Source organism: Candidatus Competibacteraceae bacterium (assembly GCA_016713505.1).
GTDB lineage: Bacteria > Pseudomonadota > Gammaproteobacteria > Competibacterales > Competibacteraceae > Competibacter_A.
On record JADJPA010000001.1, the window covers coordinates 2226609 to 2242470 of the forward strand.

A 15862-nucleotide genomic window follows, 5' to 3' on the forward strand; every position below is an offset into this window, starting at 1 on the left:
TCATTCGGACCCCTCCGCGGCGGTTTGGGTTTGACCCGGCTTTCGCAACATCTTGTCCACTTCATCCTGATGGGTCAGTTCCTCGGCGATCAGGGTGCGGGCGTATTCTTCCAGCCGCACATCCTTGTTGCCGGCGCAATCCAGCAGTTGATAGTAGGCATCGAGCGCGTCTCTTTCATGCGCCAGGGATTCGCGCAGGATAGCGCCGATGTCGTGCTGGTGCGTTTCCAGCAGCGGGCCGATGCCGAGCGAGGGATGGCCGCCCAAGCCGGTGATCAGCTCGCCGGCCTGCCGGGCGTGCAGCAGGCTTTCATCGGCCTGCGCGTTGAGCCAACTGACGATGGGGATGCGGTTGTAACCGAACACCATCAGCGCGTAGTGGGTGTAACGCACCACGCCCGCCAGTTCTAGCTCCATGATGCGATTCAAAATGCCGATAGCGGCGTTTTTGTCGATTTCTTTGCTCATGTCGATGCTGCCTTTTAGTCGATGATCGTGAGGGAACGGTCGCTTCCTGGCGAAACGCTAAAATTCCACAGTGTTCCGCTCAACTTTTCACGTCTTACTTGAAGGCATTATAGGAAAAATGAGAATCATTCTCAAATAAAAATTGGAGCAATTCTACCATCCGCGCCCGCCGGATTTGGGACCGTAATGACGATGGTCCTGCCGCCAGCACATCGGGTTCCAAGTCTGGGGATCGCGGAGTGAGGGGTTTTCGTCCTTGATAAAGGAAAGCTGGGTTTGGCGTAACACCAGCGCGCGGCCTCAAGGTTTGCCGTTCGCTGCAATTGTCGTTTTATAGGGATTACCGGCGTCATCCCGGCACTGCGCGCCCTGGCGAGGCCCCTGCTGCTGCATTTCACAGCTATGGCGAAAGTGATCGTCCTTGGTTTCAAGACAGAAACACGCATCCGCCGCCACAGTCACAATTGGCACAGCGAACAGCAGTAAAATGAGGTGGATAGCGTTCACAAGCTGTATCTCCCCACGAGCTGATAACCTGTTTGCAGCTTACTCTTGCCAGTCACGTCCGACGAGCGCCACATGAAAGTCGACCGCCTTGATTCCGACCGCTTCGCGCGGGTGATCGCCTACCACCAAGCGAGCAAACATCATCTGGACCATTACGCGCCCGGCCCCGGCGGGCTGGATTGGGCCAATCAGCCCGACCCGTTCCGCCGTTTCGCCGGTGCGCCGCAACTCGAACTGCCGTTGCGGGCCGATTCGCTGCCGGCCGCATTCGAGTCCGTGCGCCGGGGCGAGCGGCCAGCACCGTATCCGTTGGAGCGGGATTCGCTGGCGATCTTATTCGAGCTGTCGCTGGGACTGTCGGCCTGGAAGCAGCACGGCGGGTCGCGCTGGGCGCTGCGCTGCAACCCATCGAGCGGCAACCTGCATCCGACCGAAGGCTATCTGATTTGCCCCACCCTCCCCGGCTTGGCGGCCGGCGTCCATCACTACCTGAGTCACGATCACGTTCTGGAGCAGCGCGCCGCACCGGATTCAACAAGCTGGGGCAGCGACCTGCATGGCGGCGCGGTGGTGGCCCTAACCGGCATCCATTGGCGGGAAACCTGGAAATACGGCTTGCGGGCTTACCGTTACTGCCAGCACGATTGCGGCCACGCCATCGCCGCCATCAGTTACGCCGCCGCCGCGCTCGGCTGGCGGGCGCGACTGCTCGATGGCTGGGGCGATGACGCGCTTGCTGGATTGCTGGGACTGAATCGGGTTGACGATTTCGCCGACGCCGAACTGGAGCATCCCGAAGTTGCGCTGTGGCTCGGCCCGGAACCTCCGCCAGCGAACTTGTCGCCCGCCACGCTGGCCGCTGGCCTTCACTTTGCCGGCCGCGCCAATCGTCTGAGCCACTCCCAGCGCGAGTGGCGCGGCATCGCGGAAGTCGATCAGGCCGCCCATCGGCCGAACGCTCGCCCCTCGCCCCCTTTCCAGCCGACCGCCTGTCCACCGCCGATCGAATCCGGTTGCGCCGCCCGCGCCGCCGATCTGATCCGCCAACGCCGCAGCGCGGTGGCGTTCGACGGCGTGACCTCGCTTCCGGCCGAACGCTGGTTCGGAATGCTGGACGCGCTGCTGCCGCGCCCGGCGGTTCCGCCGCTCGATGCCTGGCCTTGGCCGCCGCGCGTCCATCCGCTGCTGTTTGTTCATCGGATCGACGGGATAACGCCGGGCCTCTACTTGCTGTTACGGAACCGGGAGAAGTGGCCGGAATTGCAAGCAGCGCTGCACGGCGAGTGGGAGTGGTCGCGGGTCGAACCAGCGCCGGCGCATCTGCCGCTTTACCGGCTGACCACCGGCGACGCGCGCGAAGCCGCGCAAACCGTTTCCTGCCATCAGGACATCGCCGCCGATTGCTGCTTCGCGCTCGGCTTTCTGACCGAATTTGCCGGCCCGCTCCAAGGCAACCCGTGGGTGTACCGGGAATTGTTCTGGGAAACTGGCCTGTTGGGGCAGATTCTTTATTTGGAAGCCGAGGCCGCCGGTATCCGCGCCACCGGCATCGGCTGTTTCTTTGACGACGCCCTGCATCGGTTACTGGGGTTGGAAGGTTTGGGGTGGCAGTCGCTCTATCACTTCACCGTCGGTGGCCCGATCGAGGATCGACGCTTGCAAACGCTGCCGCCTTACGCCCATCTGAACCGATTGAGGGCATCACCGGATTGACGCTGACGGCTCCTGAGCGAGCGCGGCATCGACCAGTTCGATCCAATGCCGGACCGGCGTCCGGCCGGCGCCGTTCAAATGAGTTTGGCAACCGACATTGGCGGTGACGATGGTTTCCGGTTGGCCGCTTTCCAGTGCGTCCAGCTTGCGGTCGCGCAGCGCGGTCGCGATTTCCGGCTGGGTCAGCGCGTAGGTTCCCGCCGAGCCGCAGCAGAGGTGGCCGTCGGACACGGCGGTAAGTTCGAAACCGAGCCGTCGCAAGACCTCTTCCACCGCGCCGCCGAGCTTCTGGGCGTGCTGCAAGGTACAGGGACAGTGGACCGCGAGCCGTCCGCCGCCACGCAACTTCAGCACATCGAGCGGCTCGGCGCGCAGCACTTCGACCAGATCCTTGGCCAGTTCGCCGACGCGCGCGGCTTTGGCCGCATAGCGTGAATCGTCTTGCAGCAACTCACCGTAATCCTTGATGAAAGCGCCGCAGCCGCTGGCGGTCTGGACGATGGTTTCCGCGCCGGCTTCGATAGCCGGCCACCAGGCGTCGATAGTGCGGCGCGCGCGATCGCGGGCCGCATCTTGGGCGTTCAGGTGGAAATCGATAGCGCCGCAGCAACCGCCTCCGGTAGTGGGCACGACCGAAATGCCGAGCCGGTCGAGCACGCGCGCCGCCGCCGCATTGGTGTTCGGCGACAGTTCGGGCTGAGCGCAGCCTTCCAGCATCAGCACGCGGCGAGCGTGGCGTAGCGGCGGACGTTCGCGCGCGGGCGCGGCGCGCGGCGGCAATTTTGCCGACAACGATTCCGGCAACAGGGGCCGGACGAGCTTGCCAGCCCGCGCCAGCGTCTTGAACACGGTGGGATGGGGCACGACGGTGCGCAACAGGCGGCGTTGCAGGCGCTGGCCGACCGGACGCGCCACCAGCATTTCCACGGTCTTGCGGCCGATATCGAGCAATTTATGGTATTGCACCCCGGAGGGACAGGTGGTTTCGCAACTGCGACAGGTCAGACAACGGTCCAGATGTTCGAGCGTGCTGGTGCTCGCTTCGCCGGTTTCGAACATCTGTTTCATCAGATAGATGCGCCCGCGCGGGCCGTCGAGTTCATCGCCCAGCAGTTGATAGGTCGGGCAGGTGGCGTTGCAGAAACCGCAGTGTACGCAAGCCCGCAACACGGTTTCGACCACCTTGCCGTCCGGCGTATCGCGGAGCCAGTCAACCAGTTGCGTGTCCATCAAAGCTCCGCATACATCCGGCCACGGTTGAACACGCCCGCCGGGTCGAAGCGCTGTTTGAGCGCGCGGTGGATGCGCAGCAGAGGGGCGGATAGCGGGGTAAAAACAGCGCCGGCGTCACGGCCGGACGGGGCGCGAAACAGGGTGGCGTGACCGCCGCGAGCGACGGCGAGCGCGCGAAGTTCGGCCAGCCGGCTCGGCTCGGTCCGACACCAGCGCTGCGCGCCACCCCACTCGATCAGAGGCGGTCCGGGCAAGGGGATGACTGGAGTACCGGCCGGCAGCGCCAGACGGATCAGCGCGGCGGAACCCAGCGCGAAAAACGCAGCGGTCTGATCGCGCAGGCCGGTCCAAAAAGCCAGCGCCTCGCCCTCCTCCAGCACCTCGCCGCCGAGCGTCCGACGAGCGGCGGCGACCGCCGGTCCGGCCCCGGACAAGCGCAGCCGCAACGCGCCTTCGAACCAGGCGCTGGCCGAAATCGGCAAGGACTGGCCAGCCCAGCCCTCAAACCGGTCGAAAGCCTCCGCTTCCGACAAGTCGAAGTGCAGCGTCGCTTCCTCAAGGGGTCTGGGCAAGACTTTTAGCGAGACCTCCACCAGCACGCCGAGGCAACCGAGGCTACCGGCGAGCAAGCGGGAAACGTCGTAGCCGGCCACGTTCTTCATGACCTGTCCGCCGAAGTTCAGCAGTTCGCCCTTGCCGTCCAGGAGCCGCGCGCCGAGAACGAAATCGCGCACCGCGCCGACCGCCATCCGGCGTGGGCCGGACAAGCCGGCGGCCACCACGCCGCCCAAGGTCGGCGAACCGCCAAACCGGGGCGGCTCGAAAGCCAGCAGCTGACCGCGCTCGGCCAACGCGGCGTCGATTTCGGCCAGAGGCGTGCCGCAGCGCGCGGCGATCACCAATTCGGTCGGCTCGTAGTCGATAATGCCCTGGTAGGCAGCGGTGGCCAGCGTCTCGCCCGCGCTGGGGCGACCGTAAAAAGACTTACTGCGCCCGCCTTCGATCACCAAGGCTGTTCCTTGGGCGACGGCGGAACGCACCTGTTCTTGCCAGTTCGCCAGCACCGGATCGGCGGGACGGCCGGCCGCTACGGTTCGAATGCCCAAGTTCATGGCTTGACCCCCGCTGCTTGATGCCGACCGTTGCGACGCTGGCCACCACCGGTCTGACGGTATTCCCGGCACCGGGCGATGGTCGGAATCACCTTGCCCGGATTGAGCAGTCCCAACGGATCGAACGCCTCCTTAACGCCGGCGAACGCGGCCAGCTCCTCCGGCGTGAACTGCACGCACATCTGCGCCAGCTTTTCGATGCCGACCCCGTGTTCGCCGGTGATGGTGCCGCCGAGCGCGACCGACAGTTCGAGGACGTCCGCGCCGAACGCCAGCGCCCGCGCCACTTCCTCCTTATCGCTGGCGTCGAACATGATCAGCGGATGCAAGTTGCCGTCGCCGGCATGAAAGACGTTGGCACAGCGCAGACGGTATTTCTGTTCCATCGCCGCGATGGCCGAGAGCATCTCCCCCAGCCGCTTGCGCGGAATGGTGCCGTCCATGCACAAATAATCGGGCGTGAGGCGGCCGACCGCCGGAAAAGCGGCCTTGCGACCCGCCCATAACCTCAAGCGTTCGGCCTCGTTTTGCGAAACATGGATGTGCCGGACGCCGGCCGCTTCCAGTACCTGTCGGACCCGCTCGATCTCGTGGCGCACCTCATCCGGCGCGCCGTCCGATTCGCACAACAGCACCGCCGCCGCCGCGGTATCGTAACCGGCGCGGGCGAACGGCTCGACCGCCGCGATAGCCTGTCGGTCCATCATTTCCAGACCGGCCGGAATGATGCCGGCGGCGATGATCGCCGCCACCGCGTCGCAGGCCGCCGCCACCGTGGCAAAGGAGGCCATGACAACTTGCGCGGTTTCCGGCTTCGGCGTCAGCCGCACGGTGATTTCGGTGGCGACCGCGAGCATTCCTTCGGAACCGTTGATGGCCGCCAGCAGATCGAAACCGGGCGAATCGGGCGCTTTGCTCCCGAAAGTCACTTCATCGACGCCCTCTTCCGACAGGACCAAAGCGCGCACCGCCAGCACGTTGTGAACGGTCAACCCGTACTTGAGGCAATGCACGCCCCCGGAATTCTCGGCGACGTTGCCGCCCAGGGTGCAGGCGATCTGCGAGGAAGGATCGGGTGCGTAATACAGGTTGAAGGGGGCCGCCGCTTCCGACAGCGCGAGGTTGCGCACGCCCGGCTGGACCCGCGCCAGCCGCGCTGTGGGGTCGATTTCCAGAATCTTCATGAAGCGCGCCAGCGATACGACGATGCCCTCGGCATGCGGCATGGCGCCGCCCGAAAGGCCCGTTCCGGCGCCGCGCGCCACCACCGGCACGCGGTGCTTGCGACAGATCTCCAGCACCGCTTTCAATTCAGCCTCGGTGCGCGGCAAGGCCACCGCCTGGGGCAACTGGCGGTAGGCGGGCAGGCCGTCGCACTCGTAAGGCCGCACCTCCTCCACGCGATCCAGCAGGCTCAGGCCGGGCAACGCGGTCCGTAACTCGGCCAACATGAGGGCGCAATCCGGCGGTTTCGGGACAGCGCCGGCGGGCTGGTCGTGGAGCGCGTTCATGAGCTGAGCCTCCTTTTGGTCGTTGGCGTGGAACCGCGCGCGGCCGCATCGACTTGGATACCGAACAAACGGTCTGGGTTTCACCAGCACTCCAGCGGCCTTGTCTCGCTGCCGCCGGTTGCAGACCTGGTTACAAATGCAATCAAATTCAACAATTAAGAAATCATTGCGAAATCCCTAAAACCCTATAGTGCGCCCGACGGATGACGAAAGACAGTGATGTTCCTGCAACTATCTCGTGGAGACAGATCATGAAAACCTTAGTTATTGCTATCGCGCTGGGCTTGGCCGGCGGTCTTGCCAGCGCGGCTCACGCCGAGTCCTTCAACGACCGCGGTGAAGACTTCATCGCCAGCGTCAAGCCCGACCCCAGAACGCAACGCCAACCGGTTGGCATCCTGCTGAGCGGCTTCAACGACCGCAGCGAGGCGTATGCGGTCAGGGTCGCCGCCACTCCCAACAAGCCTTTGAACGATATTCGCATCACGCACTCAGGCTTCAACGATCACAGCCACATTAACGTTTATTGAGCCCCAGACCCCCGGCCTCGCCGGGGGTTCGATCAATCCAAACCGGGGCCATTCAACGGGCAAGCAGCGTTGCTGGAGCGGTGAGCCGCCAGCGACTTCATGGCGCGGGCAGCCTGTTCGCGGGTGTAGAAGCGGCCTCGGCGCAGGAATCCCGCGACCACCGAATCCTTGACGGCGACCACCCGTCCCGAAGGGCGCTGGCGCCGCACCCACTCCTCGGGCAAGCCATCCAGCAAATGCATGGGTGCAGGCGCGCCGTTGCTGAAGCGGGCGACTTCCACCGATCCGCTTTCGGCATCGTAAAAGGCCGGCAAAAAACCGCTGGATCGGTTGCCCTGACTCACGCCGCCGGTGCCGGCAAAAACCGAGTTTTCCTGGCGAAGCCGCTCGGGTGTTAGTGCGTTCATGGCGTCCTCCTGCTCCGACAACGGTCGATGACAACCCAGTAGCGAATCCAGCAAACGGCCGTCTTCGTTTTGCAACCAACAACCAGCAACAGCGGCGACGGTCCAGCGCTTGCCGTTCATGACCTGTAAGCTACGACCGGAAAATTTCAGCCTGATTTCTCGACTTCGGAACTTTATTTCAACTGTTTCAGTCCCTGCTGCAACCCCAAAACAACCCGACACGATGGACGATATCCCCAGCGATGAACGCCTATGAACCAAAAACGCCGGAAGAACCGGTCCTGCTGGCGGTCGGGCTCGTCAAGCAATTCGCCGGCCGTCGCGTCGTCGATGGCGTGGGCTTGAGTTGCCAGGCCGGTCAGGTGTTAGGTGTGCTGGGCGCGAACGGAGCCGGCAAGACCACCACCTTGCGGATGTGCTACGGCTTTCTTCAACCCGACGCCGGCACGATTCGGATAGCGGGCACCGACCGCCGCGCCGATCCCGAAACGGCGTCCCGGCGCGTGGGCGTCTGCACCCAGGACGACACCTTCGACAACGATTTCACGGTGCGCGGCAATCTGGAGCAGGTCAGCCGTTACTTTCGGCTCCGACCGACCGCGCGGGCGGGACGGATCGGCGCGCTGCTGGAGCGCTTCGGCCTGGATCGCTACGCGAACGACAAACCCGAAATCCTCTCCGGCGGCTACCGGCGCCGGCTGATGCTGGCCCGCGCCCTGGTCCACGAACCGCGCTTGCTGTTTTTGGACGAACCGACCACGGGGCTGGACCCGCAAGCCCGGCTGGAAGTCTGGGAGTTGATCGACACCCTGCGGCGCGACGGCTTGGGCATCGTGCTGACCACCCATTACATGGAGGAAGCCGAGCGGCTGTCCGACGAGCTGCTGGTGCTGCGCGAAGGCCGGACGGTGGCGGCCGGCCAATCGCCGACCGTGCTGGGGGATCTGGTCGGCGAGCACATGCTGGTGCTGGACGCCCGCGATCCGGCCGCGCCGGCGGTCCGCGAGTGGGCGCGCCAAGCCGGTTTGTCGGAACCCAGCCGGGTACTTTCCAGTTTGCATCTGGCGCTGGATGGACCGGGCCTCGCGCGGTTCAGCGCCCGCTTCGGCGAGCTGCGCTTCGAGGTCCGCCCGCCCACGCTGGACGATCTGTTCCTGAAACTGGCCCAAAAATCATGATGTTCCATTACCGCGCCGCCTTCCAGTGGCAAAGTCGCGCCGTTTTGGGCCGGCACCTGACCGTGTACCGCCGTAACTGGTATACCGCCGCGCTGCCGCCGTTGTTCGAACCCATCATCCTGCTGCTGGCGTTCGGGGTGGGACTGGGCGGTTTCATTCCCGAATTCGCCTGGCGCGGGCGGCCCGTACCCTATCTGGCCTATCTGGCGCCCGGCATGTTGGCCTACACCGCGTTCATGACCGCCTTCTTTCAAGCGTTGTTCGCGGCCTACATCCGAATGCATTACCAGAAAACCTGGGAAGGGCAACTCATCACCCAGGTGCGGCTGGAGCATGTGGTTTGGGGCGAGGTGCTGTGGGCCGCCACCCTGGGCACTTTCTATGCCCTGATCGTGATTCTGGTGCTGGCGGGGTTCTCGCTGACCGGCTGGCTGCACCTGCACTGGCCCAGCGCGCTGCTGGTGTTGCCGCTGCTGTTTCTGGCCGCGCTGGCCTTCGCTGCGTTGGGGCTCTTGTTCACGGCGCTGGTGCCCAGCATCGACCACATGAATATCCCGTTCTTTCTGGTTATCATGCCGCTGGCTTTCGCCAGCAGCACCTACTTCCCGCTGGAAAGCGACTCGCTCTGGATTCAGGCTTGGCTGACGCTGAACCCTTTGCACCATCTGGCGGAAGGGGTCCGTTTCCTGCTGCTGGCCGGCGAGCTGAACCAACACTTGGCGGTGGCCTGCGGGCTGTTTTTGCTGATGATCTTGACCCTCATCCCCATCGACGAGCGGCTGTTGCGGAAGCGAGTGTTGGGAGAGGATTGACGGTTTTTCGGAGCATCGCCTTGAAAACGCGCGTCTCGAAGGCATCATAAGAATTTGAATCATGAGCCTTTTTAAATTACGTACCGCATGTGCGTTCGCTATTGTTGCTTTATGCGCCAGCCTTACGCCAAGCCATGCGGCGCCTGTTGTCAACGTTACCGTCGACCTTCGCGCCGGTCCCGTCAACACGTTCATTCCCGCCCGCGCGTTGGGCGCTGGGGTAGACGGCCACTCGCGCGGCGACAGCGCGGCCATCTATCAGCCGGCAACCCTGCGCGCGATGCGCTCGGCGGGCCTGGGAGCGCTCAGCTACCGGCTGCGCACCGAACTGGCGATCGAGGCTTGGCACTGGAATCCGCGCGGGCGGTGGAGCGACCGCCCGCGCGCCCGAGGCTACTGGACCTCCGACGACCGGCCGGGCGCTCCGATCCTGACCTCCTACGGCTATCGCTTGCCGCGCCGCGGCAACTCCATCGATCAGGCCGAAAACAACGGTTACTCGCGACTCGGCGATGGCGATTTAGCCACCTTCTGGAAGAGCAATCCCTACCTGGAGCGCCGTTACACCGGCGAAGACAGCCGCCGCCATCCCCAGTGGTTGATGGCCGACTTGGGCCGTCGCACGCCGGTGGACGGCATTCGCATCGCCTGGGGTAACCCGTATGCGGTGCGCTACACGGTGCAGTACTGGGACGGCGAAGACCCGCAAGACCCGGACGAATATCCCGACGGCCGCTGGCAACCCTTTCCTGAAGGCGCGGTCTTGCAAGGTCGTGGCGGCGACGTTAGCTTACGCTTGAGCCAACAGCCCATCGCCGTGCGTTTCCTGCGGATCGTGTTGGAAGAAGCCTCCCACACCGCCCCGCCGACCGCCAACGATCCGCGCGATGCGCTCGGCTATGCGGTGCGGGAAATTTACCTCGGCACGCTGGATGCCACCGGCCAACTCCGCGACGCGGTGCGCCACGGTAAATCCCGCGAGACCCAGACCCGGTTTTTCGTTTCCTCCACCGATCCCTGGCACCGCGCCAGCGATCTGGACAAAACGGTGGAACAGCCGGGCATCGATCGAGTATTGGCCAGCGGCCTGACTCGCGGCTTGCCGGTGTTGATGGCGGTAGGCGCGCTCTACGACACGCCAGACAACGCGGCCGCCCTGCTGCGCTATCTGCGCCGGCGCGGCTATCCCCTGCGGGGTATCGAAGTCGGCGAGGAGCCGGACGGTCAGTACGCGGCACCGGAGGATTACGGCGCGCTCTACCTGCAAACGGCGGCGGCGCTGCGCGCAATCGATCCAACCATCCCCCTGGGCGGCCCTTCGTTCCAATCGCTCTGGGATCAACCCATGATGGCGTGGTCGGGAACCGCGGTAGCGCCCGACCGGCCTTGGCTGGCTCGTTTGCTGGGTTATTTGCAAGCACGAAACCGCCAGGCGGCACTGCAATTCTTGTCCTTCGAGTGGTATCCCTTCGATGAGGTTTGCGAGCCGCCAGCGGCGCACTTGCAACAGGCGGCAGCGCTGCTGGCTTCCGGGATAGCAGAGCTTTACCGGCAAGGATTAGCGCGCGACATCCCGCTCTATATCACCGAATACGGCTATTCCGCGTTCTCTGCTCAGGCGGAAGTCGATCTGACCGGCGCCTTGTTCAACGCCGATACCGTGGGAACCTTCCTGACCCTCGGCGGCGCAACCGCCTATCTGTACGGCTACGAGCCCAGCCCGATTTATCAGGGGCCGGACTGTGAAACCTGGGGTAACAACACCCTGTTTTTAGCGGACGAGCGCCGCCGGATTTTGGCGCGCACCGCAACTTATCACGCCGCAACCTTATTGAACCGCCAATGGGTAGGGAACCCGACCCAGGCCCATGAGGTTTATCCGGCCAGACTGGATAATACTATTTCAGATGACCCATCGCCGTTGAGCGTTTATGCTGTAAGGCGTCCCGATCGACGATGGGCGATTTTGGCAATCAACAAGGACCCGGAACGAGACTGGACTATCGCGCTGCGTTTCGCGGGACCCGGATCCGCTACTATTGCGCCGGTGCTCGGCCCCGCCGATCTTTATCAGTTTTCCGCCGCGCAGTACCGCTGGCAAGCGAACGGCGAGCGCGGGCGACCGTCGCGCAGTCGCCCGCCCAAGCACACCCGCCTGACCGACCGCGCTCCGGTGAGCGTGCGGTTACCACCGTGGTCGTTGACGGTGGTTCGAAGCGCGGGACCGCGATCTTGAGCGACCGCACCGTGCTTCATCGCCGCCCTTCAACAGCGCCCGCAACCTGACTGACGAACGACTTTCGACCGCAAGCTATCGACATGTCCCAACCCCTGCTCAAACCGGAAGACCCAGCCAGTATCGATGCGCCAGCAACGCCAGCGGAAAGCGGCGCTGTCATGGTCAAGCCCGTCTTCTTCGATCCCGCGCGCAAGCGCTGGCCGCGCCTGCGCGCGGGAATGATGCTGGCAGCGCTCGGCCTGACGGTGCTGTTGGGGGGGCTTCTGGTCAGCATCCTGGCCAGTCCGGTGCTGCCCGCGCTCAACCTGCCGGGCGCCAGTTTTTTGCCACAAGGAGCTCACGCCGTTCCCGCCCTGCCCGCGCTAGCGCCCGAACGCGCGCTCACCCGCCGCGAGCGCGCCCTGCATAAAACCAAGCTGAAGTTGGCTCGGGAGCGCGAGCGCGATTTGCGGCAGCTGCTGTCGGCTCAAGTTCATAAAGTGGGTCTCATCGCGGACAAACCGCAACTCGCCATCGGGTTTTTCGTGAACTGGGACGATTCGAGCATGACCTCGCTCAAGCAGAATCTCGGCAGCCTGGATATGGTGATTGCCGAATGGCTGCACCTGGCGGCCGAGGATGGCTCGTTGCGAGAAGACGATCCCGTCCGCCAGTCGCAGGCCACGAGCTACATTCGCACCCGCCATCCCGATTTGCCGATTATCCCGCTGCTCAACAACTGGAACGGTCGCGACTGGGAAGGCGTAAAAGTGGGGCGGGTGCTGGCCAGCCAGCCGGCGCGGACGCGCGTTATCGAGCAGTTGCTGGCCTATGTGGAACGCCACAATTTCGCCGGCGTCAGCATCGACTTCGAAAACATTCCCACCAAGGCTCAGCCCGACTTCCAGCGCTTCATGGCCGAACTCTACACCGTGTTCCATCCGAAGAATTTATCGGTCTCGGTCAACGTACCGGCCAGCGATCCGGCCTTCGACTACCGCAAATTGGCCAGCAGCGCCGACTACCTAATCCTGATGGCCTACGACGAACACTGGTCCACCGGCACTCCCGGCCCCATCGCCAGCCTGCCTTGGTTCGCCAAGGTGCTGCGCCAGCGCCAGCATGACGTACCCGCCGCCAAAATGATCGTCGCCATCGGTAATTACGCTTACGATTGGGAAAAAGGCCACCCCGCCGAGGAACGGACCTTTGAAGAAGCGGTGCTGGTCGCCAAGGAATCGGAAGGCGCTATCCGGCTCGATCCCGTGTCGCTCAATCCCACATTCGACTACGCCGATGACAACGATCGCATCCACCATGTCTGGATGTTGGACGCCGTAACGGCTTTCAATCAGTTGGTGGTGGTGGGTTCAATACGCCCGCGCGGGGTCGCGCTCTGGCGTCTGGGCAGCGAAGATCCGGCGCTCTGGCGGGTGTTTGGCAAAACCGAACCGATGGACGCGGCGCGCGCCGCGGCATTGAGCGAAATTCATTTCGGCTACGGCCTGGATTACGAAGGACAGGGCGAGGTCCTCGAAATCACCGCCCGCCCGCAGCCGGGCGCTCGGACCCTCACCTTCGACCCGAAACGCAACTTGATTACCGCCGAACACTACACGCAATTTCCGTCGCCCTACATGATTACCCGGCACGGCGGCGCGCCGCGCAAGGTCGCCTTGACCTTCGACGACGGCCCCGATTCGCGCTACACCCCTCAGATTCTCGATGAGCTTCACAAAGCCGGAGTTCCGGCCACCTTCTTCATCATCGGCGTCAACGGCGAGCTGAATCCCGAGTTATTGCGCCGCGAGGTCGATGAAGGCCATGAGATCGGCAATCACACCTTCACCCATCCCAACATTTCCAGCATTTCCTCGGGTCAGTTTCAGCTCGAACTGTCCGCGACCCAGCGCCTGCTGGCCAGCGCGGTGGGTCGCCATTCGTTGCTGTTTCGCCCGCCTTACGCGGTCGACGCCGAACCCGAAACCATCGACCAGCTCCGCCCTATCGAGTGGGCGTCCGAACAAGGCTATCTGGTGGTGGGGATGCAGATCGACCCTGACGATTGGCAGCGACCCGGCGTGGAGGAGATCGTCCGGCGCACCGTGGCCGAGGCGGAACGCGGCGAGGGCAACATGATCCTGCTGCACGACGCCGGCGGCGACCGCGACCAAACCGTGGAAGCCGTTCCCAAAATCGTTGCGGCGTTGCGCGAGCGGGGTTTCCAGTTTGTGACCGTTTCGGATTTGCTGGGCCGCAGCCGCGACGCGGTCATGCCGTTGGTGCCGCCGGACAGTCGGTGGCAAACCTGGTGGGACGGGGCGGCGTTCGGCGTGTTCAACTGGGCGGCCGCGCTCGTCCATTGGCTGTTCTTACTGGGTATCGTGCTCGGCATCGCCCGTTTGCTGTTTATCGGCGTGCTCGCGCTCTATCAACGCTGGCGCGGCCGGCGCGCGGTCTTTGACCCGACCTACGCGCCCTCGGTGGCGGTGATTGTGCCCGCCTACAACGAAGAAAAAGTCATTGCCCAGACCATCGCTTCCCTGTTGGCCAGCCAGCATCCCCAGCACTTCGAAATTATTGTGATCGACGACGGTTCCGGCGACGCCACGTATCGGGTGGCCCGGGAAACATTCGCAAACGAGCCACGGGTGCGGGTCTTTACCAAACCCAACGGCGGCAAACCGGCCGCGCTTAACTTCGGTCTGGCGCAGACCCGCGCGGAAATCGTCGTGGCCTTGGATGCCGACACCGTTTTCACTCGCGACACCATCAACAAATTAGTCCGGCATTTTGCCGATCCACGGATTGGGGCGGTGGCTGGCAACGCCAAGGTCGGCAACCGGGTCAACCTGCTCACCCGCTGGCAGGCGCTGGAATATATCACCAGCCAGAATCTGGACCGACGCGCCTTCGATGTGCTCAACTGCATCACGGTGGTTCCCGGCGCGGTGGGCGCCTGGCGGCGCGAGCTGATCGTCCAGACCGGCGGCTTCACTCACCTCACGCTAGCGGAGGACGCCGACCTCACCATGGAGATTCGCAAGCTGGGCCATGCCATCGCGTATGAAGATGAAGCGGTGGCGCTGACCGAGGCGCCCGACACCGTGCGCGGGTTCATCCGCCAACGCTACCGGTGGATGTATGGCACCATGCAGGCGGCCTGGAAACACCGCGATGTATTGTTCCGGCCGCGCCACGGCGCACTGGGTTTTGTGGCGCTGCCTAATATCTTCATCTTTCAGGTCTTTTTCCCCCTGATTTCACCGATCATGGATCTGCTGCTCGTTTGGTCGCTGGGCATCGCGGCCTTCAATTACGGGCAACATCCCGCTGAGTTTTCACCGGATGCGCTCTGGCGCGTCCTGTTCTATTACGCCTTGTTTGTGACAGCGGACTACCTGGCCGCCGTGCTGGCTTTTACGCTAGAGCGTCAAGAGAGTTGGAGCCTGTTGGTCTGGCTGTTCTGGCAGCGCTTTTTCTATCGCCAGTTGATGTACTACGTCGCCATCAAGAGCACTCTGACTTCCCTGCGGGGTGTCCTGGTCGGTTGGGGCAAATTGGAGCGTAAAGCGACGGTGACGGTGCGGGAGGCTACTTAAGCCGCTGATTCCCACCAACGCGTGTAATTAACCCCCAGCGCGGCCGCGCCGTCCTCAACCGTCGAGAAATCAAAAAAGGGCAGGTCGTATTTCTGGCATTCCTTTCGATACCATTTGCTTAATTTTAGCTGTTCTTGCAGAAAAGCATGTGCTGCCTTTGCTGATTTTTCCGCCAGCCAGTGCGCTTTTGCCTTTCTGATCATTTTGAAGCGCGCTTCCACTTGCAGGCGCGGATACCCGCAATACACCGGATAGAAGCGACCAGCGGAAGTTTCTTTCAGCTTTTTTGCCTTTGCGGGATCGATCCAGCCGCCTTCGACAATACAAAACGCATCCGCGGCTAAAAGCCGCGCCATAACCTCAAGAGCTATCTTCTCGGTAACTTTTTCCAAAGCGCCCTGATCGTCGACGAATTTTCCAAGAATATCGTAAAAATTATCCAGCTCGACGACCGCGCGCCCATCTCTGGCCGCCAGCATTCTCGCGGCTGTCGACTTTCCGGACGCGCTCGCGCCACCGATGAAATAAATCGAGTTTTTCATCCCGCTGACTTTCCCCCGCGCGAGTTGTA

Annotated in this window: 13 protein-coding genes; 6 read left to right on the forward strand and 7 right to left on the reverse strand. The window is 63.4% G+C overall.

Going from position 1 to position 15862, the window contains the following annotated elements; all coding sequences use genetic code 11:
* Both IPK09_10140 and IPK09_10145 read right to left on the reverse strand, forming a co-directional pair.
* A complete protein-coding gene (locus tag IPK09_10140) occupies nt 1-468 on the reverse strand; it encodes a bacterioferritin (protein ID MBK7983974.1) in 468 nt (155 codons plus the stop codon).
* Between the two features lie 300 nt (nt 469-768).
* Entirely contained in the window at nt 769-975 is a 207-nt protein-coding gene (locus tag IPK09_10145; GenBank protein MBK7983975.1) for a hypothetical protein, read from the reverse strand.
* A gap of 72 nt (nt 976-1047) precedes the next feature.
* Between IPK09_10145 and IPK09_10150 the strand changes: the two genes are divergently transcribed.
* Nucleotides 1048-2688, forward strand: a complete 1641-nt coding sequence (locus IPK09_10150; GenBank protein ID MBK7983976.1) for a SagB/ThcOx family dehydrogenase — start codon at nt 1048-1050, stop codon at nt 2686-2688.
* Here the strand turns inward: IPK09_10150 and glcF are convergent.
* Genes glcF through IPK09_10165 form a run of 3 tightly spaced genes read right to left on the reverse strand, consistent with a single transcriptional unit; the run spans nt 2677 to nt 6544 of the window.
* Entirely contained in the window at nt 2677-3918 is a 1242-nt protein-coding gene (glcF, locus tag IPK09_10155; GenBank protein ID MBK7983977.1) for a glycolate oxidase subunit GlcF, read from the reverse strand. The genes IPK09_10150 and glcF overlap by 12 nt on opposite strands.
* Nucleotides 3918-5033: a glycolate oxidase subunit GlcE gene (gene glcE, locus IPK09_10160; GenBank protein ID MBK7983978.1), complete on the reverse strand. Its 1116-nt coding sequence runs from the start codon at nt 5031-5033 to the stop codon at nt 3918-3920. The genes glcF and glcE overlap by 1 nt, the downstream gene beginning before the upstream one ends.
* Complete coding sequence (locus IPK09_10165) at nt 5030-6544, reverse strand: FAD-binding protein (GenBank protein ID MBK7983979.1); 1515 nt, start codon at nt 6542-6544, stop codon at nt 5030-5032. The genes glcE and IPK09_10165 overlap by 4 nt, the downstream gene beginning before the upstream one ends.
* Nucleotides 6545-6795: 251 nt before the next feature.
* Here IPK09_10165 and IPK09_10170 point away from each other — a divergent pair, with 251 nt between their 5' ends.
* Entirely contained in the window at nt 6796-7074 is a 279-nt protein-coding gene (locus tag IPK09_10170) for a hypothetical protein (protein ID MBK7983980.1), read from the forward strand.
* 32 nt (nt 7075-7106) lie between these two features.
* Here the strand turns inward: IPK09_10170 and IPK09_10175 are convergent, their stop codons facing one another.
* Entirely contained in the window at nt 7107-7481 is a 375-nt protein-coding gene (locus IPK09_10175) for a hypothetical protein (protein MBK7983981.1), read from the reverse strand.
* Nucleotides 7482-7723: 242 nt separating this feature from the next.
* Here IPK09_10175 and IPK09_10180 point away from each other — a divergent pair, with 242 nt between their 5' ends.
* The 4 genes from IPK09_10180 to IPK09_10195 all read left to right on the forward strand — a co-directional run bounded on the left by IPK09_10180 (nt 7724) and on the right by IPK09_10195 (nt 15291).
* A complete protein-coding gene (locus IPK09_10180; protein MBK7983982.1) occupies nt 7724-8659 on the forward strand; it encodes an ABC transporter ATP-binding protein in 936 nt (311 codons plus the stop codon).
* Nucleotides 8656-9471, forward strand: a complete 816-nt coding sequence (locus IPK09_10185) for an ABC transporter permease (protein MBK7983983.1) — start codon at nt 8656-8658, stop codon at nt 9469-9471. Before IPK09_10180 ends, IPK09_10185 begins: the two co-directional genes overlap by 4 nt.
* 61 nt (nt 9472-9532) lie before the next feature.
* Nucleotides 9533-11707, forward strand: a complete 2175-nt coding sequence (locus IPK09_10190; GenBank protein MBK7983984.1) for a discoidin domain-containing protein — start codon at nt 9533-9535, stop codon at nt 11705-11707.
* Nucleotides 11708-11868: 161 nt separating this feature from the next.
* Complete coding sequence (locus IPK09_10195) at nt 11869-15291, forward strand: glycosyltransferase (protein ID MBK7983985.1); 3423 nt, start codon at nt 11869-11871, stop codon at nt 15289-15291.
* Here the strand turns inward: IPK09_10195 and IPK09_10200 are convergent.
* Nucleotides 15288-15833 carry a hypothetical protein gene (locus IPK09_10200; protein MBK7983986.1) on the reverse strand — a complete coding sequence of 182 codons (546 nt, stop codon included), beginning with the start codon at nt 15831-15833 and terminating at the stop codon, nt 15288-15290. The genes IPK09_10195 and IPK09_10200 overlap by 4 nt on opposite strands.
* Between the last annotated feature and the right edge of the window lie 29 nt (nt 15834-15862).

Excerpts from the sequence above, each read along its gene's own strand:
- IPK09_10185 (MBK7983983.1), top strand. The coding sequence starts at position 8,656 with ATGATGTTCCATTACCGCGCCGCCTTCCAGTGGCAAAGTCGCGCCGTT.
- IPK09_10200 (MBK7983986.1), bottom strand. The coding sequence starts at position 15,833 with ATGAAAAACTCGATTTATTTCATCGGTGGCGCGAGCGCGTCCGGAAAG.
- IPK09_10190 (MBK7983984.1), top strand. The coding sequence starts at position 9,533 with ATGAGCCTTTTTAAATTACGTACCGCATGTGCGTTCGCTATTGTTGCT.
- IPK09_10180 (MBK7983982.1), top strand. The coding sequence starts at position 7,724 with ATGAACGCCTATGAACCAAAAACGCCGGAAGAACCGGTCCTGCTGGCG.
- IPK09_10175 (MBK7983981.1), bottom strand. The coding sequence starts at position 7,481 with ATGAACGCACTAACACCCGAGCGGCTTCGCCAGGAAAACTCGGTTTTT.
- IPK09_10170 (MBK7983980.1), top strand. The coding sequence starts at position 6,796 with ATGAAAACCTTAGTTATTGCTATCGCGCTGGGCTTGGCCGGCGGTCTT.
- glcE (MBK7983978.1), bottom strand. The coding sequence starts at position 5,033 with ATGAACTTGGGCATTCGAACCGTAGCGGCCGGCCGTCCCGCCGATCCG.
- IPK09_10195 (MBK7983985.1), top strand. The coding sequence starts at position 11,869 with ATGGTCAAGCCCGTCTTCTTCGATCCCGCGCGCAAGCGCTGGCCGCGC.
- IPK09_10165 (MBK7983979.1), bottom strand. The coding sequence starts at position 6,544 with ATGAACGCGCTCCACGACCAGCCCGCCGGCGCTGTCCCGAAACCGCCG.
- glcF (MBK7983977.1), bottom strand. The coding sequence starts at position 3,918 with ATGGACACGCAACTGGTTGACTGGCTCCGCGATACGCCGGACGGCAAG.
- IPK09_10140 (MBK7983974.1), bottom strand. The coding sequence starts at position 468 with ATGAGCAAAGAAATCGACAAAAACGCCGCTATCGGCATTTTGAATCGC.
- IPK09_10150 (MBK7983976.1), top strand. The coding sequence starts at position 1,048 with ATGAAAGTCGACCGCCTTGATTCCGACCGCTTCGCGCGGGTGATCGCC.